The following is a 17,957-nucleotide window of genomic DNA, read 5'->3' as shown; positions in this document are numbered from 1 at the left end:
AGCGAGGGCAGGAAACAACCTCTGACCTGCTGTTCGCCGCGTCACTGACCCATCAAACAAACATCTGGATACATGCTCATGCAATAGCGGTATTGCATGGACTGTTGCATGAGCCGTTGCATCGACCTCGTGTGCGTGCGGGGAACTATCAAACAAACCGACCCAACGAGGCAGGCCGGCACCCGTTCGATTGCATATCTATTCATGTCTCTGCATATTCATAGGTTGGGGCTATGAGTTGGCAAGGCTGTGAGGTACGAGCAGGCGCGGCAGTGTTGTTACCAGCCGTCGTGGTGGTCGGATCCTCGGTGTCGGAGGAGTGCGTGGGGGAGGCTCCAGCATCGGGGTTGTTCGGGGATGCGTGTGCCGTTGCCGGTGGTGAGGATGTCGCATTTGGTGGGGCGTGGGTTGTCGGGTCTCCAGCTGGTGTAGTTGCCTTCGACTGCGGATGCGACTTGCATGAGTGCGTCGGCGAGGTCGTCGTGGCCGGCATGTGCTGCTACTTCGATCTTGATGTTTCCGCTGGGGGTCATCTCGTAGGTCAGTGAGTGCAGTTGCTTCAACAGTTCGGGGTTTCTGGGGAGTACAAGGCGGCCTTGCTGGAGGAGGAGTTTGATTGCTCCGTAGCCGGACACTTTGCGGCGGTTGTCGGTGGTGACGGGGGTGACCATGGTTTGGCTGTACGGGCCGCGGTGCAGGTGGCGTTCGCGGTCCATGGCGTTGCGGAGGACTTGGGTGGGCATGGCTCCGACGCCGTTGGTTTCGCTGATGTAGCGGACGATGCTGTAGCCGCGTGCGACTTCGGTGAGTCGGTTGATGAAGTCGGCGTACTGCATTTTGGCGTGGGATTCGAGCCAGGGCAGGAAGTAGACGAGTTCGTCTTGGTGTTTGTGGCGGTTGAGTTCTTGGTCGTCGAGGATGCCGAGCAGTACGAGGGCGTTGGAGTCGTTGAATCCCCAGTCGACGCCTCCGACTGCGAGTTGTCCGTGGGCTTTGTCTGGTGGGGTGAGGGTGTAGTCGGCTACTGCGGCGTCGAGTTCGGTGGTGGTGAAGTAAGCCCCTTGGTCGTCTACCCATTGTGCGAGGACTTCTCGGGCGTAGTCGCGGGCCGTCATGGTGGCTTCGAAAGTGGCGAGAAGTTCGGTGTCGACGAGGGGTGAGACGGTGGACGGCCAATGGAATGAGGCGTGTTGGTGGGAGGGGTTGAGGTTGCCTTCTCGCCAGGTGCGGGCGAAGAAGTGGTCTTGGGTCCAGGGTGAGGATGCCATGACGACGCGTGAGCCTGGGCGGGCGATGATGGTGAACTTTGCTGCGGTCCAGAGGTCTTCGGCCATAAAGTTCGCCTCGTCCAAAATCAAAAGATCGATCGATCGGCCTCGAACTTGGCGGGTGGATGCGGGCACGCACACAATTTCGGAGCCTGTGGACAGGACGATGCGGGACTTGTTTTCTTCGATAGCGGCGCCGGCAAGCAGTGGGGAGGACAGCAGTTCGCCGATGGATGCGAGCAGTACCTTGGCGGCCTCTTCACCCGCGGAGAGGATGAGTGTTTTGGATCCGGGGACGCTGAACGCTTGGTGGAGGGCGAGCATGGCGAGGGTGAAACTCTTGCCGGCCTGCCTTCCACTGTTGACGCAACGGATCTTTGCGGGACTGTTGGCGAGTTCGAGTTGGTGCGGCCACAGTGGTGCTTTGGCGATTTTGCGGGCGAATACGTCGATATCGTTGCGGGCGTCGCGGATTAGTGTGCGATCAAGTGCGGTCATCTTCGGTGTCCTCTTGTGCCATGAGTGCGGCTAGGTCTACTTGTGTTGCAGCGGCGTCCCGTTGGAGCTTCGCTCGACTGATCGGGTCCATACCTAGGGTTGCGCGGAGTGCTGCGGCTCTGCCCTCGTAGGTGGGGAGCAGTTTCGCGGCGGGTGTCGCTTGGCCGTAGTCGTCGATTAGGCCGTTCTCGTCGATCCAGTCGTGCAGCAGATCGCACTTGGCTTCAAAGCGTGCCCATGCGAGTAGTGCCGGTTCGTAGGACGGGTCTCGGAGGTACGCACACTGGGCGAGTGCAGTTTTCACCCATGCTTCGGCGATGGGTTTGAGGGAGCGTTCAGAGTGCGCGCCGTGCTTCAACGACAGGGTGTTGTTTTTCTCGAAGGGTGGGCGTTGGCCTTCGAACTCTTGCCCGGGGAAAGCAGGCGTGAAGGGGGTGACCTCCACGCCTGCTTTCTTGCGGGCGCGCCGGATGGGTGCGCCTGCCATGTGTCAGGCCGTGAGCTTCACACCGCGAAGGATCACGATGCCCTTGGGGTTGACGGGTGCGGCGTCGTAGCGGCAGACAACGCGGATGGCCTGCTGGTCATAGTCGCCAAACGTCTGGTCAAGCAGGGTGACGGTGGGGGCCATGTCTCGGGCCACGGTGATCATCGACATGTCAGCGAGGACGATGGACGATTCGTTGGTGCCGGTGCCGCCGTTGACGGGGATGCGGTTGGTGACGACGACAGAGTGCCCGAGAAGCTGGTACGCGCCGGACTGGGTGACGTCAGGCTGCACGATGTAGCGGCCTGCGGTGTCCTTGATCTTGCGGATTGCCACGAAGTCTCGGGAGTGCATCATCCACCGAAGGCGGGTCGGGTCGACCTCCGCACCGAGTGCCAAGCCTTCGGCGTCATGCAGATCATCGAGTGCGGGAACGCCGATCGCGGCCATGTCCTGCACACCCGAGTACGACAGGATGCCCTTCGGCTGGGTGCCGCCTGCGCCGGTGCCTGCAATGAACGTGTCGTCGATCTTGCCGGCAACGTCGGTGATCATCCGGGACTGGATTGCGCCGATGGTCTCTGTGACGGACTGACGGGCAAGCTCGTTGGAGTAGCGATGCAGCGACTTGATGGACTCGATCTTCGGATCCAACAGCAGCACTTCGGAGAATGTGGGTTCAACCTCATCGATGAGTTCGTTCTCGCCGTGCCAGGACGGGGAAGTCGAGCCGGTGTAGGTGGGGATTCGGACGGGTCCGTGGGCGTCGATGATGGTGGGGCCGGCCGCGAGGAAGACGGATGCCTTCTGCAAAGGGACGGTGATGATGTTGGTGATCTGCTCGGCGGAGAGGACAGATCCGGCGGTTGCGGTGGAGAGTGCCATGGGAGGCTCCTGGTATGTCAGGGCCGGGATCGTGCGCGAGTGCCCGGCAAAGGGATAGCGTTGTACGCCAAGGGGATTGACTGCGAGCGTCAAGCTCTAGCAGTCGTACGTTTGAGGTGCCGGACCTCGGGGGTGGTGGCGAGAAAGGTTCCCGATTGGAAACCTTGCCCGCTCATACACCGGGGGTGTGACATCTCAGCGCCAGGCCGATCCGTCACAGTGACAATAGCAGATACCCCCACCGGGTATCTAGAACCGGGTGGGGGTATCGGGATCTGTTGTCTAGCTTGCGCCTTGCACCAGGCTCACGAAGTCGGCGGTACCGGCTGCGATCTGCGCGGCGGGGTCGGCGGCACGAGGGGCGTGGGTGCGTCCACCTGTGACCTCGACGCCGGACTTGCCTGCTGTGCGCGGGGCGGGGATACCGAGATGCGGGCGTTCGGAGATGAGGGTCTGCGCGGCTTCGGTGTACTTGCCGGGATCGGGCTTACCGTCGTCACCGAGCAGGGTGGTGGTGTCGACGTACCGGGCGAGGTCTTCAGGATCGGCGAGGATGCCTGTCAGTCCGTCGAGGGCGGTCTTCGATGCGATACCTGTCAGCTCGTCGCGGTAGGTGTCGCGTTCGGTTTGTGCGTCGGTGGCGGCTTTGCGGTTGGTGGCTGCTTCGGTGCGTAGGTCACCGATCATCTTCTGCGCCCACGAGGGCAGGGCGTCAACGGTTTCGGGTGCGAAGTTTTCAGACATTCTGGTTCTCCTGTGCGCGGATGATGGACGATTTGCGGGCGAACTCGTCGAGCAGTGAGTTCAAGAGTGTGAGCTGTTCGGGTTCGAATTTGACTGCGATGTTGGCAAGTGACTTCAGTCGGCGGCGGGACTGGACGCGTGCCAAACCGAGCAGATCACCGGTGCGGATTTCGTTGGTCATGAGTTGTTCTCCTCGATGAGTTTGAACGCTGTGGCAGCGAATGCGATGGCGGAGAGTAGGACTCCGGTTCGTTCGGCGTCGGACATCGACGTCAAAACGGTATGGACTTCCTCGAACCGCTCTTCCCCGATGAGAGAGATGAGGTCGAGCGTCGAGGAGAGGGATTCTTTGCGTGTCGTCATGCGATTCCCTCCGTGGCTGCGAACAGAGAAGTGTCTGAAGTGTGTGAAGCGTCTGAAACTGAAGGTTCTCCCTGGTCGGTATGACCTGCTGATTCATACCGTTCAGACACTTCAGACGGTTCAGACACAGGTGAGTAAGTGCCGCGTCGAGGCTTGCTGATGTGACCGGCCTCGTGAAGGCGACGAAGGTAAGTGCCGGCATCGTTGTTGTTGATATCGGTGAACTCGGCTTCGACATCCTTCGCTGTGGTCTCCGGGCGCGAGGACACGAACCGAAGAATCTCCATGGACCTATCAGCGAGTGCCGTTTTCTGCTGCCTGCTCTCAACGGTGGCAGCCGCATCCGTCAGATCCATACCATCGAGTGACCACCGACCATCAGAGGTTGTGAGGGCGTACTCGTTCTCGGGCACGTCACGACCTGTCACAGCAAGCACCGCATCATCGGACTTACGCTTGCGCGCCAACACAAGAATGAAGTCAGCCGACCCCGCGATGCCCTGCGTACCCGACACCGCGTCAACGAAGTCCGACGACTCCGCTTTGCGCGTGTGGTGCACCACCAACAAGCTCGAACCCGACACTGCATCCACGAGGTCTTTGAGCTTCGTTCCGATCGCATAGTCCGCGGTGTACGCATCCTCCCCAGCACGCTTGGGGGGCTTCACCTTCCCGAGCGTGTCCAGAATGATCAACGGAGCCTTATCGGAATGTCGATCCAAGAACTCGGAAATCATCGCCACAACAGCAAGCGGTTGAGCCTTGACGATGACGTGCAGATCTTTCGGAATCGGTACACCCTCACCGAGTATCTGCCGGAACCTGCCCTGCAAGCGCCGATGTCCATCCTCCAAAGCCATGTACAGCACCGGACGCCGTGACACCGATATCTTTCCCAGTGCGAGACCGCCTGTGGCGCAAGCGAGGCCGATACCGGCCACGAACCATGACTTTCCGGCCTTCGGTGGTGCGACGATCAACCCGAAGCCCTCCGGGACGATGCCCTGCACACTCCACTGCAACGGTGGGAAGTGTTGCGCGTCAAGCCAAGCACCATCCACCATCCCATCGAGAACATGCGGTTCAGGCTCTGTATGCCGTTGACTGATTTCGATCACCTCCGCGGGTGAGTTGATAACTCTCATATGTTGATGCCTCCGCACCTGTTGATTCGTTCGGCGAGACGGGCATCAGCGCCGCCACGTCTCCACAGGGCGCGCCCTGCTTCTGCGTTGAAACCGAGTCCCGGGCCACCAGTCGCGGCGAACAGATGCTCGGCGACGACCTTCACCAACTCGGGATCGGTATTTACACTTCGGTTTTCGTGGCATGTGCACGTCCATGTGTCGACACACCCGCAAGTGAGCCGTTCCATCCGGTGGCAGGCAGCGCGTCGACGGCGCAACTCGGAGACGATAGTCATACGCGTCACGACCAGTCGAAGCTAGTAAGGAGGAGCCGTGGCAGATCCGCGGCCGTTTCGGCACTGATCTCGCCATCTCCAAACACGCCAATCGACCAACCAATCACGACTTCCGATTCGTCGAAGGTCAGGTTGCGTTGAGCTGCAAACTGACTTGCTACCGACTCTGCGGTGATGATGGTCATTCGTCCCCCTCGGCCCGGCGTGCCATCTCGCGCACAACCCCTTGGAGGGAGTCAATTGTGAGGTGCAAACCGTCGACAGAATCGCGGGCTTCCGCAAGCGCCACAATCAGATCGTCAACGCCGTCACACGGAATGGTGATCTCGTTCAACATCACCACACGGTCAATTTCGTCACCGTGCTCGTCGCGTTCGATGTACGCGGCAACGGCGATCGCATCGAAGACGCCCCGTTTGGGAATGCTGACGATGGTGCGAAATTCTTCGCTGGATGCTTTACTGGTGGACATCTGAGTCTCCTGTTGGGGGATTGTTCGGGTGAAGGTCTCGTCGCCAGCGGTTGCAGCCGCTGGGCTTACGACGAGGCCTTCAGTCATTTGTGACGCCAAGCAGAGCAAGGAATGGCTCGCGTAAAACGAGCACTCGCTTGCCGATTCGAATTGCCGGGATCGTTCCGTCCTCGATGCCCTTGCGGAATGTGCGCACATCCACGCACGCCAAGTCAGCACCAGTCTGGACCGGGATAGTCGGCGAATCCGACTCCCGGATTTCCTTAAGAGTGACGCTCACGCCTGCTCCAATCTTCTAAAACGAAACAAACCTCAGTTGGTATGTCGTTGTTCGGAAGCGTAGCACGATGATCTGATTTGCGACTACATGTGTAAGCTGTGTCGAGAATCGGAAGAATCGAAAGGTGAAAGCATGGCGGAATGGGATAAGGCGCTGGCAGACCGAATAGGTCAGGCGGTTAAGTCGAATCGAACTGCACGCGGATGGACCGCAGCGCGACTCTCCGAAGAGACCGAAAAACTTGGGCATTCGATCCATCGCGTAGCGATCGGGAAGCTAGAGAACGGTCACCGAGGAGCGAAGTTCGATGTAGCCGAACTCGTCATACTGGCCGAAGCATTGGACATTCCGCCTGTTCAGCTTCTCTTTCCTAAGTTGGTCAATGGCGAATGTGAGTACCTGCCAGGCAAGACTGAGACTTCGTGGCGAGCGCTCCAACGTTTTACGGGGGAGACCTCGAAACCGTTGGATCTTCTGGCGGCGGGACCACGCAACCGAGATTTAACGCTCATGCGCATGTTGGCGGCAGGAGAGAGCGAGCTAGAGGAGCTACGAGCTGCGCTCTCCGTGGGCGCCATTCCGAAGGCTCAACGAGCTCAAAGCGAATCGCGCATCGCTGAACTCGAACGAGTTGCACAGTTGACCAGGGAGTCCCTCGAAGGGCTCGGCTACAGCACAGGAAAGGTTGGTTCCGATGGCGAGGCGTAGCAGGCGAGCAGGTAAAGGCAGCATCACCAGCTACAAAACCAACGCCGGCGTCCGATGGCGCTACCAAATATGGGTACCCATCGACCCCGAACGCCCCGACGACGGCGAACGACAAACCGGCAAAGCAGGATTCGCAACAGCCGAAGACGCCGACAACGCACTCACCGACGCCAAAAATCAGCTCAAAAACCAAATCAAATTCGTTCGCACCGCACCCACAGTCGCAACTTTCATCGACCAATGGATCACCGGCCTACAGCTCGAAGCATCCACCATCGCCGGATACAAACGCATCGCCAACAACCACATCAAACCTGAACTCGGGAAACTGCCACTCGACAAGCTCACCGCCACCCGACTCGCAGCCCACTACAAGCACCTACTTCACAACGGACGCAAGGACGGCAAGAACAAAGGAAAGCCGCTCTCCGCCAACTCCGTCAACAAAGTGCACGTCTGCCTCGGAGCCATGCTCGACGCCGCCAAAGACGACGGATACATAGCAGTCAACCCAGCACGCAAACGAGGCGTAGTCAAAGCCCCCACAGGCCGCCAGATCAAAGCTCAAGCCCCGGAACAGTCCACCTGGACAGCCGAGCAACTGACAGCATTCCTGAAATGGAACAAGGGCATCCTCGACGACGAACTGTTCCCCCTGTGGCAGACAGTGGCAATGACCGGGGTCCGACGATCCGAAGCACTCGCGTTGCAGTGGGCAGACCTCGACCTCGCGAACTCCCGGCTCAGCATCCGGCGCGCACTGGACACCACCGCACGAGACGCCGTGAAGCTCACCAAAACGGGCGGTGCCCGGGTAATCGACCTGGACGGCGAAACGATCGCAGCGCTCAAAGCCTGGCGGGTGCAGCGGGGTGCCGTGTCCCTCCAACTCACAGGTGCACGCAGTTTCATGTTCGGGAACCTCGACGGTGGCACTCGTAGCCCCAACGAGATCTCGCGGCGCTTCCGGTTGCGGGTGGTGAAGGCTCAGGCAGCGTTAGGGGAGGACGCCATGCCGGCTATGACACTGAAGGGCTTGCGTCACACCCATGCCACCCTGCTCCTGGAGGCCGGCGTACACCCCAAGGTGGTGCAGGAACGCCTAGGGCATTCGACAATCGCGACGACGATGAACGTGTACAGCCATGTAACACCCACGATGCAACGCGACGCGGTAGACCGTATCGCGGGACTAATGGGAGGGAGCTGAAATGCTATCTGACATAGGCAATTGGATGTATCAGCTCGTGAACATCCCCTGGTGGACAACGGCTCGCGTGACAGCCACAGTGGCAGTCGTGGCCGCGACAGCCGGCTACTTCTCGGCCCGAACGGCGATCAGGTCATTAGCCCAGACCCGCAAGGACAGTCGAGCGAGGTCGCGCCCGATGATGAGCGCCGAACTGAAGATCGCCGATGACGACACTCTCAATCTGATCGTCAAGAACAGTGGAGTCAGTATCGCGAGAAATGTGCTCGTGGCGTTTGACCCACCACTGCCCAACGACAGAAAATCCTCCGACGGACAAGGCAACTTCGGCTGGCTGATCAACAGGCGGTATGCGCTCCCGATACCGGTGTGGGTGCCAGGGCGAGAAATGGAGAACTACTACTGGCTTCGCGACGACACTAGCCCGGATGATTCCCCTCGCAGTGTCGACGGGATACCTCGCCTGGTCGAAGTGACGATCACCTACAGCGATGACGAGGGCACCACATACACCGATGTGTTCCCGCTTGACGAGCGAGAGTTCAACGGAGCAGCACGGCCAATCCGAACGGTGAAGCGAGGGAACGCGTGGACCGATGCCCGGGACAGTGCGAAGGGTCGAGTCGACGGATGATCTGAGCGCTATTGCATATCCTGTTGCATGAGGGCAAAAAAGAACCCCCTGTGAACTGCTTCTCAGCAGTTCACAGGGGGTTTCCCTTTGGCGGAGGATAGGGGATTTGAACCCCTGAGGGCGTTAACCCAACCCGCGTTCCAGGCGAGCGCCATAGGCCACTAGGCGAATCCTCCGTGGAGAAGCATACCCAAGAGAACGACTGAAGCGTTAAACGGGTATCTGACCTGCGGCTATGTGGCGGCAATTCGGCGCCCGGCCGAAACGCGGCGGGTGGTGTCCCAAGGTTCCGGAAGGCCGTCTACACTGTTCATTGGATCCCGCGCGGCGCGCATCCTGTGAACTCCCCCAGGGCCGGAAGGCAGCAAGGGTCAACGGGCTCTGCCGGGTGCGCGGGGTCCTCTATTTTTTTCACATATCCCGACCCCGCCTCGTCGGTGAAAGGCCGCTCCGGATGCCTATCCAAACCCAGATCGGGTTGATGAGCCATGAAGAACTCACCTCCGAGCATGAGAGTCAGAGCGCGAAGTACTCGCAGCTACAGGCCCAGAAGCTCGTCCTCGATCTGACTCGCGGTAAGCCTTCGCCTGAGCAACTCGACCTTTCCGCAGCGTTGCTTGCGCTGCCGGGCGACGGTGATTTCCGTGACGGCAGTGGCACCGACTGCCGCAACTACGGTGGCCTGACGGGGCTGCCGGAACTGCGTGCGATCTTCGGTGAACTGCTGGGCATTCCTGTTGCCAACCTTCTTGCCGGCAACAACGCGAGCCTCGAGATCATGCACGACAACGTGGTGTTCTCACTTCTTCACGGCACTCCTGACTCGGCGCAGCCGTGGGCGCGCGAAGAGAAGATCAAGTTCCTCTGCCCGGCTCCGGGTTACGACCGCCACTTTGCGATCACCGAGTCGTTGGGCATCGAGATGATCGCGATCCCGATGAACCACGACGGTCCTGACGTCGCGAAGATCGCGGAACTGGTTGCCGCGGATCCGCAGATCAAGGGGATGTGGGTTGTCCCGGTGTACGCCAACCCGACCGGTGCGGTGTATTCGAAAGAAATCGTCTCCGAGCTGGCGTCGATGCCGGCCGCGGCGCCTGATTTCCGTTTGTACTGGGACAACGCGTACGCGGTTCACCCACTGTTCGGTGAGATCGCACCGTCCTACGACGTTCTGACGATGGCTGCAGAAGCCGGACATCCCAACCGTCCGCTGGTGTTCGCGTCGACGTCCAAGATCACCTTTGCCGGTGCCGGCGTCAGTTTCTTCGGTGCCTCTGCCGAGAACCTTGCGTGGTACCAGAAGTACCTCGGTAAGAAGAGTATCGGCCCGGACAAGATCAACCAGCTCCGCCACTTGCGATTCTTCGGTGATGCGGATGGCGTTCGCGCACATATGGAGAAGCATCGCGAATTGCTCGCGCCCAAGTTCGAGTTGGTTCTGAAGATCCTCGAGGATCGGTTGGGTGCGTCGAAGGTCGCGTCGTGGACCGAGCCGAAGGGCGGCTACTTCATCAGCCTCGACGTTGTCGACGGCACGGCAAAGCGCGTCATCGAACTCGCGAAGAATGCCGGTATTGCGCTCACTGCAGCCGGTTCTGCCTTCCCGTACAGCACGGATCCGGATGATCGGAACATTCGTCTGGCCCCGAGTTTCCCTTCACTCGGGGATCTCGAGGTAGCCATGGACGGTGTCGCGACGTGTGTCCTGTTGGCGGCAACAGAATCGCGTCTCACCGAAAGCTGAGTCGCCTGTGACGGCGCGCCCAAGTCGTGAGCGTCGGTCATCTCTTGTAGCGTTCGGTGCACCAGTTCCTGACATTGGCGCATATCCGGAGGTTGTACGTGGCGGGTGCAGTCAATGCTTCGGAAAGTGCTGTGGTGGAGATGAGTTCAGGGGCATCTGAATTACGACAGGCGACTCCGCAGCGAATAATGCGGGTCGGTGTGATCGGCTTTGTCGTTCTCGTGGTGCTTGCTGTTGCTTCAGTCCTGATGGTTCTGTTCGGTGTTCCGATGGATGTGATCTATTGGGGCATTTTCCACAATTTCCTCGATCTTGACGTCTACCGCCACGGCGGCAGTTTTGTGGTGCAGGGACTGCCGTTGTACGACGGTCCGGTTCTCCAGGGAATGATGTTCACGTACACCCCGTTCGCGGGGATTCTGTTCACGGTGTGGGCGGTGCTCACGTTTCAACAGGCGATCGTCGTGTGGACGGTTCTCAATGTTGTCGCGCTTTTTGCGGTGGTCGTGCTGTGCTGGAAATATCTCGGGTACCGCCTCGGCGTCAAGACGTATGCAGTGAGCGCGTTGGCCACGGTCATTTTCCTGTTCATGGAACCGGTACGCACGACGCTGTGGCTCGGGCAGATCAACATTTTCCTGCTGCTGTTGATCGTGTGGGATTTGGGCCGGGACGAAAAAAGTCGCCTTCGGGGTATCGGCGCCGGGATCGCGGCGGGGGTCAAACTGACTCCGGCGTTCTTCTGGGCGTACCTGTTCATCACGAAGCAGTGGCGCGCCTTGGTGACTGCGGTGATCACGTTCGCCGCGACGGTGGCTTTGGGTTTCATCGTGATGTACAACGACGCGTTGACCTACTGGACCGGCACGCTCTTCGACAGCGATCGGGTGGGACGTACCGACTCACCGAGTAATCAGTCGGTGTCGGGTTTGATCGCTCAGTTGACGCATACGCCGACGCCGTCGAAGGTGCTCGTTCTCGGGTGCAGCGTGGTGGCTGTGTGTCTCGGACTGGGAGCTGCGTGGATGGCTCACCGCAGGGGGCAGAAGTTGCTCGGGCTGACCATGACCGGGCTCACCGCCACAACCGTGTCCCCCTTCTCGTGGGGTCACCACTGGGTGTGGTTTGTTCCGCTGGTGATCCTGGCTTCTCACTACGCGATGGCGTCGAAGAATATCTGGGCTTGGGTCGTGCCGATCGTGTTCCTCCTACCCGTCCTGAACTGGTCGCACACGTGGCCGATACCCGCGGCGGATATGCAGGGCACCGACCGCTTTATCGGCATGGGAATGTTTATGTTGCCCTCGCCCGACTACCTGCGAATCGCCATGGTGGCTGTCTATCTGTGGGTGTTTGTCGTGGCCGCTGCCATGACGCTGATCGTGTTCGGTTGGAAGAAATGGACAGTGCCGAATCTGGAAGCTGCGGACACACCGGCCTGACATGGCAGGATCGGATGTATGGCACTTCATCTGAATCTCGTCGGTGATCCCGAAGCGGATGCTCTCCTCTCCGAGGACCCGTTGGCCTTGTTGCTCGGAATGTTGCTCGACCAGCAGGTTCCGATGGAGACGGCATTTCTGGGGCCGAAGAAGCTCGCGGATCGCATGGACGGTCTCGACGTCCGTCGCATCGCGGAGATGGACACGGACGCGTTCATCGAGATTTGCGCGCAGACGCCGGCAGTCCATCGTTTCCCGAAGTCGATGGGCGAACGCATCCAATCCGTGTGCCAGTTCATCGTCGAAAAGTACGACGGTGACACCGCTGCGATCTGGACGTCGGGTGATCCGAACGGCAAGGAAGTGCTCAAACGACTCAAGGCGCTGCCCGGCTACGGCGATCAGAAGGCCCGAATCTTCTTGGCGCTGCTGGGCAAACAAATCGGGGTCCAGCCTGACGGTTGGCGCGAAGCAGCTGGGGATTACGGACTCGACGGGTCACGGCGGTCCATAGCCGACGTGGTCGACGAGCAGACGCTCCTCGAGGTCCGCGAGTTCAAGAAAGCCGCCAAGGCTGCAGCAAAGGCAAAATAGTCAGCCGAACTGCGTACTACTCGCCCGCACCAGCTTCACCAAGTCGCCTGCCGGCCCTTCGAGTTGTCGCGGCGGCCGCCAGACGGCTCGCAAGGTGCGTGCGAGGTCGAGGCCGTCCACCTGGACAACCCGAAGGTCACCCGATTTCACCTGTTCACTGACTGCAAGAGTGCTCAGCACTGCCGGTCCGACACCGCCGAGGACGCTGGTGCGGATGGCGGCCGAGCTACCGAGCTCGAGCAGGGGCGTCGCGCGCTCGTACTCCGAAAGCGCAACATCGAGAGTGGTCCGAGTACCAGATCCTGGCTCGCGGACCAGCAACGGCGTCATGGCCAGTTCGCCGATGGTGAGAGGTTTACGCCGACGCGCCCACGCGTGATCGGGATCGACAACGACCACGAGTGAATCGCGGGCGACGGTGATGCTGTGTAGGTGCCTCGGCACAGTCGGGGATTCGACAAATCCGAGATCGCACATTCCTACGTCGATCGCTTCGATGACACGCGTCGAGTTGTAGACCTGCAGATGCACTGTGACGTCGGGGTGTAACCCACGAAAAGTGCCCAGCCACGCCGGAATCAGATGTTCGGCAACAGTCATGCTGGCGCAGACCGTCAACTCTGCCGATCGCTCGGTCCGCATTCCTTCGGCCACGTCGAGTAGCTGTGTCGAATTGGCCAGGACACGCCGGGCCCAATGGACGATGACGGTGCCTTGCGGCGTTAGCGTCGCCCCGGTTGATTTTCGGTGGATCAGAGGCATACCGAGTTGGCGTTCCAGCGCTTTGATCGCACGGCTGGCGTTGGGTTGCGCGATATGCGCGAGACGGCTTGCAGCGCTGAGGCTTCCGTGATCATCGACGCCGACCAGTAGCTCGAATGTGGTGAGGTCCGGCCAGCGTCGGGTCATGCGTTCAGGCTATACCCAATTACCCGGACATATCGTATTGATATGCCGTGATAGCAGAAATCGAGCTACCGCACCAATGATTTCTGACGGACTCTGGACGAGTGAACAGCGATGTGAAGTCCGTAGTCGACAAACCGGCCGTTGCCTCGCCGGCGCCTGTGCGGCGGTGGGCGAGTATCACTGCGCTCGTGCCCGGAGTGGCCCTGTGCGCCGTCGGTGCGGCAATCGCGCTGGGGGTCGGGCGGCTCTTTTCCGCTGTCAGTCCGCTGCTGATTGCCATCCTCGCCGGCGCGATCGTGGCGAATACTGTCACCCTGCCTGCGAAATTCCAGCCGGGACTGACATTTTCGTCTAAACGACTGCTGCGAATCGGAATCGCATTGCTCGGTCTGCAGTTGATGTTCAGCGACATCGTCGGTCTCGGCTGGGGTGTGATCGCCGTCGTCGTGGCGATCGTTGTTCTTGGCATCGCCGGAACAATGTATGCCGGAAAGCTTTTGGGTCTGTCGTGGACACAGCGAATTCTGATTGCGTGCGGCTTCTCGATCTGCGGCGCCGCGGCTGTGGCCGCCGCGGATGGCGTGGTGAATGCAAAAGAAGAAGAGTTACTTACTGCGGTAGCGCTGGTGGTGATCTTCGGAACGTTGATGATTCCGACAATTCCGTTGTTGGCGAGGAGTTTCGGACTCGATGACGTCAGCGCGGGCATGTGGGCCGGTGGGTCGATTCACGAGGTTGCGCAGGTTGTTGCCGCCGGCAGTGCTCTCGGTGCTACCGCATTGGGTGTTGCCACCATTGTGAAACTTGCGCGTGTGCTGATGCTGGCGCCCGTCATGGCGTTCCTGAGTATCCGTCAACGTGCCATGTCCGACAATTCGAATCTCCAGGTGAAGCGGCCACCGCTGGTGCCCCTGTTCACGTTGGCCTTCATCGCATTCATGGGGCTGCGCTCAACGGGGCTTCTCCCGGAAGAGGTTCTCGGCGTGGCGAAGACGGTGCAAACCGCATTGTTGGCGGCTGCGATGTTTGCCCTCGGGCTCGGTGTGCGACTGAGTGTGATCCGCGGCGTCGGAGTGCGCCCATTCGTTTTGGCTGCATTGTCGACGGTCTGGGTGGCCCTGATCGCCTTGGTCGGTGTTGTGCTGGTCAGCTGATCGTTCTCACCCTTGGCGCTGGGCTTTCCATTCGCTGGGGCTCATCGAAAACTGCGTGCGAAACCACCGCGAGAAACTGCCTTGAGTAGAAAATCCGAGGTGCACGGCAACGTCGGTCAACGAATAGCGTGGGTTCGACACCAAGCGTTGCGCGAGGCTACTGCGTACCGAATTGAGAACAGCCGTGAAGGTATCACCCGATTCTGCTAGATGGCGGTGCAGGGTTCGCCGATCGAAGCCGAGGCTCCGAGCCACATGTTCGACGGAGCATCGTCCGGTGGGGAGCAGCACTTCGATCAATTCCCTTGTACGGCTGAGGGTATCGGATGAATCCGCGGCGGGAAGCGAGTCGAGGAATGCTCGTGCATATGGGCGAAGTAACTCATCGGCCAGTTCGTTGCGGGCATCTAGATCGCTCGCATAAAACACGATTCCGGTGAACTCGTGATCGAAGTCCACCGCGTTGCCGAGAATTCGTCGATGTGTACTGGTGTCCTGCGGAGCACTGTGTGTGAATCCGACGCTCACCGGATGCCAGGCAGGCCCGAGAAAGCTCCGCAGGATCTGCACGGTTGCGCCGACGGCGAGTTCGACGGTCTGCCTGGTGTCGACCGAGTCTGCGGAAGGCCGCGTAGTGGCAGGATCGCCGACCTCCAGGCCGATCCGCAGGGTTGCCAAGCCGCTGACCTCGGTCAGGCGGATGCGAAGCGCCTCGTTGTAGGTGTGCTCGTACCGGATCAGGACGTCCAGTGCGCTCCTGACGTCGGGTTCTTCCCTGATGACCAGGCTGAGCGGCCCGAGATTGGACAGCCTGCGGAGTTCGGCGAGGAGGAGGCCGAAATCTTCGCGCCCGGATTCCGTTGCGGACAGTTCGAGGAGCGCGGCAATCGAGGCTGCTGGCACCCACTGATCGGGGTTGGCCAGGCTTGTCGGAGCGAGGCCGACGCTCCTCATCAGGTCGACGGCATCGATGTGGACCGAGCGACACAGGTCGACGTAGCGGTTGAGCGACGCATAGCGGGCGAGTGGCTTCACGAGGTTCCTTAGTTCTTGACTTAATGTCCCGAAATGTTGTGCTGCGTGTCTCGTACAGTTAAGCATGTGAGCCGGATCTCACCTAGTGTTGTTCACATCAGATCGCGACCCCGGAGTCGAAAGTAGCTTCTGGAAGTTGTTGCGTACGAACATAGCTCGACCGAATTTGTCGAGTATGCCCACAGAATTGGAGAGCATCGTGGCACACGCCATTCGATTCCACGAGATCGGTACCCCGTCTGTCATGCGTTGGGAAGAGGTCGAGGTAGGTCAGCCAGGTGCTGGCGAGGTCCGGATTCGCCACGGCGCCGTCGGACTCAACTTCGCCGACACGTACTTCAGAAGCGGCCTCTACCCTGCGCAATTGCCTGCCGGTATGGGCGTCGAGGGTGCCGGAACTATCGAGGCGGTCGGTGCGGGTGTTGCCGATTTCAGTGTGGGGGATCGGGTGACCTACACCGGCAGTCCGCTCGGGGCGTACAGCACCGAGCGCATCATGCCGGCTGCCGACCTGATCGCGTTGCCCGACGGTATCGATTTCGAGACGGCAGCAGCGATGACCATGCGCGGCCTCACGGCGGCTTACCTTCTGCGCCGCATCTACCCGCTGAAGGCAGGGGATACCGTTCTGCTGCACGCTGCTGCAGGTGGAGTTGGTTTGATCTTCACTCAGTGGGCAAAGCTGCTGGGCATCAAGGTGATCGGGACTGTTTCCACAGACGAGAAGGCAGCTGTTGCCCTGGCGCACGGGTGCGACGAGGTCATCATCTACACCCGCGAGGATGTTGTTGCGCGGGTCAGGGAGATCACCGGTGGTGTCGGTGTGCCGGTTGTCTACGACAGCATCGGGCAGTCCACGTTCGAGGTCTCACTCGACTCCTTGGCACGCCGAGGGCTGATGGTGTGCTTCGGAACCGCGTCAGGGCCGACGCCGCCGATCAACGCAATGCAGTTGGCGGTCAAGGGATCTCTTTTCGTCACTCGACCGGCCTTGGCCGACTACATCGCCGATCCGGCGGAGCGCGCCGAATTGGCCGCCGAGCTCTTCTCACACGTCGAAGAGGGTCGGATCAAGATCGGAATCAATCAGCGGTACGCACTCGAAGATGCGGTGCGTGCGCATCACGATCTGGAATCCGGCCGCAGTATCGGTTCCTCCGTCTTTACCGTCTGACGCCATCCGTCGAAAGGGGAATCGTCATGAATAACACTGCAACGCTGATTGATACGGCCACCAGGTCGATCACCGTCGAGAAGCTGACCTGCTCCATCGGTGCCGAACTGTCCGGAGTGGACCTCGGCGTTGTCGCTCGCGACGACGCTTTGTTCGCCGAAATCAAATCGCTCCTGCTCGAGCACAAGGTTCTGTTCTTCCGTGACCAGGACTTCAGCCGGGCGCAGCACGTAGAACTGGCACAACGCTTCGGCGACCTCGAGGATCATCCCGCGCTGGGTAGCGATCCCGACCATCCCGGGCTGGTCCGCATCTACAAAGACCTCGACAGTCCGCCGGAGCATTTCGAGAATGCCTATCACTGCGACGCGACGTGGCGCGTGAATCCACCGATGGGATGCGTACTCCGTTGTGTGGAAACACCACCCGTCGGAGGTGACACCATCTGGGTGAACATGGCACTGGCATACGACAATCTGCCTGCCGGCATCAAGGGCCAGATCAAGGACCTCAAAGCTCGGCACAGTATCGAGTCGAGCTTCGGTGCCAGGATGCCGATCGAACAGCGCCATCAGCTCAAGGAGCGCTTTCCGGACGCCGAACATCCCGTTGTGCGAACGCATCCCGAGACCGGCGAGAAGATTCTTTTTGTCAATTCGTTTGCGACGCACCTCGTCAATTACCACACACCGGAGAACATTCGATACGGCATCGACTTCGCTCCTGGCTCGAGTAACTTGCTCAACTACCTCGCAAGCCAGGCCCAGATTCCCGAGTACCAGGTTCGGTGGCGCTGGACCGAGAACAGCGTCGCAATCTGGGACAACCGTTCAACGCAACACTATGCAGTGCAGGACTATTGGCCTGCAGTTCGAAAGATGGAACGCGCCGGAATAGTCGGCGACGCACCGTTCTGATCGTCCCCCCTTC

The 17,957-nt window shown here is 60.1% G+C and carries 21 protein-coding genes, 1 tRNA gene and 1 other RNA gene; 10 read left to right on the top strand and 13 right to left on the bottom strand.

The features are described from left to right. Nucleotides 1–278: 278 nt before the first annotated feature. The 10 genes from RG2_RS23810 to RG2_RS23765 all read right to left on the bottom strand — a co-directional run bounded on the left by RG2_RS23810 (nt 279) and on the right by RG2_RS23765 (nt 6,420). A complete protein-coding gene (locus RG2_RS23810; RefSeq protein WP_072782698.1) occupies nt 279–1,766 on the bottom strand; it encodes a terminase large subunit domain-containing protein in 1,488 nt (495 codons plus the stop codon). Next, entirely contained in the window at nt 1,753–2,253 is a 501-nt protein-coding gene (locus RG2_RS23805; protein WP_230590188.1) for a P27 family phage terminase small subunit, read from the bottom strand. The genes RG2_RS23810 and RG2_RS23805 overlap by 14 nt, the downstream gene beginning before the upstream one ends. Nucleotides 2,254–2,256: 3 nt before the next feature. Beyond that, entirely contained in the window at nt 2,257–3,138 is an 882-nt protein-coding gene (locus RG2_RS23800; RefSeq protein ID WP_033235051.1) for a phage major capsid protein, read from the bottom strand. A gap of 282 nt (nt 3,139–3,420) precedes the next feature. Then, nucleotides 3,421–3,882 (bottom strand): hypothetical protein, encoded by a 462-nt coding sequence (locus RG2_RS23795; protein ID WP_033235050.1) that lies wholly within the window; start codon nt 3,880–3,882, stop codon nt 3,421–3,423. Further along, on the bottom strand, nt 3,875–4,063 hold the full coding sequence (locus RG2_RS23790; RefSeq protein WP_033235049.1) for a hypothetical protein: 189 nt from the start codon (nt 4,061–4,063) through the stop codon (nt 3,875–3,877). Before RG2_RS23790 ends, RG2_RS23795 begins: the two co-directional genes overlap by 8 nt. Further along, entirely contained in the window at nt 4,060–4,245 is a 186-nt protein-coding gene (locus tag RG2_RS23785; protein ID WP_033235048.1) for a hypothetical protein, read from the bottom strand. Before RG2_RS23785 ends, RG2_RS23790 begins: the two co-directional genes overlap by 4 nt. Continuing rightward, on the bottom strand, nt 4,242–5,309 hold the full coding sequence (locus RG2_RS23780; protein WP_051730591.1) for an AAA family ATPase: 1,068 nt from the start codon (nt 5,307–5,309) through the stop codon (nt 4,242–4,244). The genes RG2_RS23785 and RG2_RS23780 overlap by 4 nt, the downstream gene beginning before the upstream one ends. A gap of 364 nt (nt 5,310–5,673) precedes the next feature. Then, nucleotides 5,674–5,853 carry a hypothetical protein gene (locus RG2_RS23775; protein WP_033235047.1) on the bottom strand — a complete coding sequence of 60 codons (180 nt, stop codon included), beginning with the start codon at nt 5,851–5,853 and terminating at the stop codon, nt 5,674–5,676. Next, nucleotides 5,850–6,140, bottom strand: coding sequence for a hypothetical protein (locus tag RG2_RS23770; protein WP_033235046.1), 291 nt, complete (start codon nt 6,138–6,140; stop codon nt 5,850–5,852). The genes RG2_RS23775 and RG2_RS23770 overlap by 4 nt, the downstream gene beginning before the upstream one ends. 79 nt (nt 6,141–6,219) lie before the next feature. Further along, entirely contained in the window at nt 6,220–6,420 is a 201-nt protein-coding gene (locus RG2_RS23765; RefSeq protein ID WP_051730576.1) for a MerR family transcriptional regulator, read from the bottom strand. Nucleotides 6,421–6,552: 132 nt separating this feature from the next. Here RG2_RS23765 and RG2_RS23760 point away from each other — a divergent pair, with 132 nt between their 5' ends. From RG2_RS23760 to RG2_RS23750, 3 genes are read left to right on the top strand one after another with little or no spacing between them, the layout of a single operon-like run. Continuing rightward, nucleotides 6,553–7,128 carry a helix-turn-helix domain-containing protein gene (locus tag RG2_RS23760; RefSeq protein ID WP_051730575.1) on the top strand — a complete coding sequence of 192 codons (576 nt, stop codon included), beginning with the start codon at nt 6,553–6,555 and terminating at the stop codon, nt 7,126–7,128. After that, nucleotides 7,115–8,338 carry a tyrosine-type recombinase/integrase gene (locus RG2_RS23755; RefSeq protein WP_033235044.1) on the top strand — a complete coding sequence of 408 codons (1,224 nt, stop codon included), beginning with the start codon at nt 7,115–7,117 and terminating at the stop codon, nt 8,336–8,338. The genes RG2_RS23760 and RG2_RS23755 overlap by 14 nt, the downstream gene beginning before the upstream one ends. A 1-nt stretch (nt 8,339) precedes the next feature. After that, nucleotides 8,340–8,972 (top strand): DUF8453 domain-containing protein, encoded by a 633-nt coding sequence (locus RG2_RS23750; RefSeq protein WP_133637977.1) that lies wholly within the window; start codon nt 8,340–8,342, stop codon nt 8,970–8,972. Between the two features lie 88 nt (nt 8,973–9,060). Here RG2_RS23750 and RG2_RS23745 read toward each other — a convergent pair. Beyond that, nucleotides 9,061–9,148 (bottom strand) — tRNA-Ser (locus RG2_RS23745). A gap of 135 nt (nt 9,149–9,283) precedes the next feature. Between RG2_RS23745 and ffs the strand changes: the two genes are divergently transcribed. The 4 genes from ffs to RG2_RS23725 all read left to right on the top strand — a co-directional run bounded on the left by ffs (nt 9,284) and on the right by RG2_RS23725 (nt 12,755). Next, an RNA gene (ffs, locus tag RG2_RS23740) (signal recognition particle sRNA small type) lies at nt 9,284–9,383 on the top strand. Nucleotides 9,384–9,426: 43 nt separating this feature from the next. After that, nucleotides 9,427–10,719, top strand: coding sequence for an aspartate aminotransferase type Ic (locus RG2_RS23735; protein ID WP_033235042.1), 1,293 nt, complete (start codon nt 9,427–9,429; stop codon nt 10,717–10,719). 140 nt (nt 10,720–10,859) lie between these two features. Then, the gene (locus RG2_RS23730) at nt 10,860–12,161 is read left to right on the top strand and encodes a glycosyltransferase 87 family protein (protein WP_116538814.1); all 1,302 of its coding nucleotides are present in this window, start codon (nt 10,860–10,862) and stop codon (nt 12,159–12,161) included. An 18-nt stretch (nt 12,162–12,179) separates the two neighbouring features. Next, complete coding sequence (locus tag RG2_RS23725; RefSeq protein WP_033235040.1) at nt 12,180–12,755, top strand: HhH-GPD-type base excision DNA repair protein; 576 nt, start codon at nt 12,180–12,182, stop codon at nt 12,753–12,755. On the opposite strand, the gene RG2_RS23720 is transcribed toward RG2_RS23725, so the two are convergent. Then, nucleotides 12,756–13,664: a LysR family transcriptional regulator gene (locus tag RG2_RS23720; protein WP_033235039.1), complete on the bottom strand. Its 909-nt coding sequence runs from the start codon at nt 13,662–13,664 to the stop codon at nt 12,756–12,758. Between the two features lie 101 nt (nt 13,665–13,765). Between RG2_RS23720 and RG2_RS23715 the strand changes: the two genes are divergently transcribed. Further along, nucleotides 13,766–14,818: a YeiH family protein gene (locus tag RG2_RS23715; protein ID WP_033235038.1), complete on the top strand. Its 1,053-nt coding sequence runs from the start codon at nt 13,766–13,768 to the stop codon at nt 14,816–14,818. Between the two features lie 6 nt (nt 14,819–14,824). Here the strand turns inward: RG2_RS23715 and RG2_RS23710 are convergent, their stop codons facing one another. Continuing rightward, nucleotides 14,825–15,853 (bottom strand): AraC family transcriptional regulator, encoded by a 1,029-nt coding sequence (locus RG2_RS23710; protein WP_033235037.1) that lies wholly within the window; start codon nt 15,851–15,853, stop codon nt 14,825–14,827. A gap of 199 nt (nt 15,854–16,052) precedes the next feature. On the opposite strand from RG2_RS23710, the gene RG2_RS23705 reads away from it, so the two are divergent. Both RG2_RS23705 and RG2_RS23700 read left to right on the top strand, forming a co-directional pair. Continuing rightward, entirely contained in the window at nt 16,053–17,027 is a 975-nt protein-coding gene (locus RG2_RS23705) for a quinone oxidoreductase family protein (protein WP_033235209.1), read from the top strand. Between the two features lie 26 nt (nt 17,028–17,053). Then, complete coding sequence (locus RG2_RS23700) at nt 17,054–17,944, top strand: TauD/TfdA dioxygenase family protein (protein ID WP_033235036.1); 891 nt, start codon at nt 17,054–17,056, stop codon at nt 17,942–17,944. Nucleotides 17,945–17,957 lie beyond the last annotated feature (13 nt).

This window comes from Rhodococcus globerulus NBRC 14531 (assembly GCF_001894805.1).
In the GTDB taxonomy this organism is placed as follows: Bacteria; Actinomycetota; Actinomycetes; order Mycobacteriales; family Mycobacteriaceae; genus Rhodococcus_F; species Rhodococcus_F globerula.
The sequence above is the reverse complement of the archived record's forward strand: the minus strand, read 5'-3'. Positions and strand labels throughout refer to the sequence as shown.

Excerpts from the sequence above, each read along its gene's own strand:
- RG2_RS23760 (WP_051730575.1), top strand. The coding sequence starts at position 6,553 with ATGGCGGAATGGGATAAGGCGCTGGCAGACCGAATAGGTCAGGCGGTT.
- RG2_RS23770 (WP_033235046.1), bottom strand. The coding sequence starts at position 6,140 with ATGTCCACCAGTAAAGCATCCAGCGAAGAATTTCGCACCATCGTCAGC.
- RG2_RS23750 (WP_133637977.1), top strand. The coding sequence starts at position 8,340 with ATGCTATCTGACATAGGCAATTGGATGTATCAGCTCGTGAACATCCCC.
- RG2_RS23810 (WP_072782698.1), bottom strand. The coding sequence starts at position 1,766 with ATGACCGCACTTGATCGCACACTAATCCGCGACGCCCGCAACGATATC.
- RG2_RS23735 (WP_033235042.1), top strand. The coding sequence starts at position 9,427 with ATGCCTATCCAAACCCAGATCGGGTTGATGAGCCATGAAGAACTCACC.
- RG2_RS23805 (WP_230590188.1), bottom strand. The coding sequence starts at position 2,253 with ATGGCAGGCGCACCCATCCGGCGCGCCCGCAAGAAAGCAGGCGTGGAG.
- RG2_RS23785 (WP_033235048.1), bottom strand. The coding sequence starts at position 4,245 with ATGACGACACGCAAAGAATCCCTCTCCTCGACGCTCGACCTCATCTCT.
- RG2_RS23720 (WP_033235039.1), bottom strand. The coding sequence starts at position 13,664 with ATGACCCGACGCTGGCCGGACCTCACCACATTCGAGCTACTGGTCGGC.
- RG2_RS23700 (WP_033235036.1), top strand. The coding sequence starts at position 17,054 with ATGAATAACACTGCAACGCTGATTGATACGGCCACCAGGTCGATCACC.
- RG2_RS23795 (WP_033235050.1), bottom strand. The coding sequence starts at position 3,882 with ATGTCTGAAAACTTCGCACCCGAAACCGTTGACGCCCTGCCCTCGTGG.
- RG2_RS23730 (WP_116538814.1), top strand. The coding sequence starts at position 10,860 with ATGAGTTCAGGGGCATCTGAATTACGACAGGCGACTCCGCAGCGAATA.
- RG2_RS23790 (WP_033235049.1), bottom strand. The coding sequence starts at position 4,063 with ATGACCAACGAAATCCGCACCGGTGATCTGCTCGGTTTGGCACGCGTC.
- RG2_RS23755 (WP_033235044.1), top strand. The coding sequence starts at position 7,115 with ATGGCGAGGCGTAGCAGGCGAGCAGGTAAAGGCAGCATCACCAGCTAC.
- RG2_RS23725 (WP_033235040.1), top strand. The coding sequence starts at position 12,180 with ATGGCACTTCATCTGAATCTCGTCGGTGATCCCGAAGCGGATGCTCTC.
- RG2_RS23800 (WP_033235051.1), bottom strand. The coding sequence starts at position 3,138 with ATGGCACTCTCCACCGCAACCGCCGGATCTGTCCTCTCCGCCGAGCAG.
- RG2_RS23780 (WP_051730591.1), bottom strand. The coding sequence starts at position 5,309 with ATGGTGGATGGTGCTTGGCTTGACGCGCAACACTTCCCACCGTTGCAG.
- RG2_RS23775 (WP_033235047.1), bottom strand. The coding sequence starts at position 5,853 with ATGACCATCATCACCGCAGAGTCGGTAGCAAGTCAGTTTGCAGCTCAA.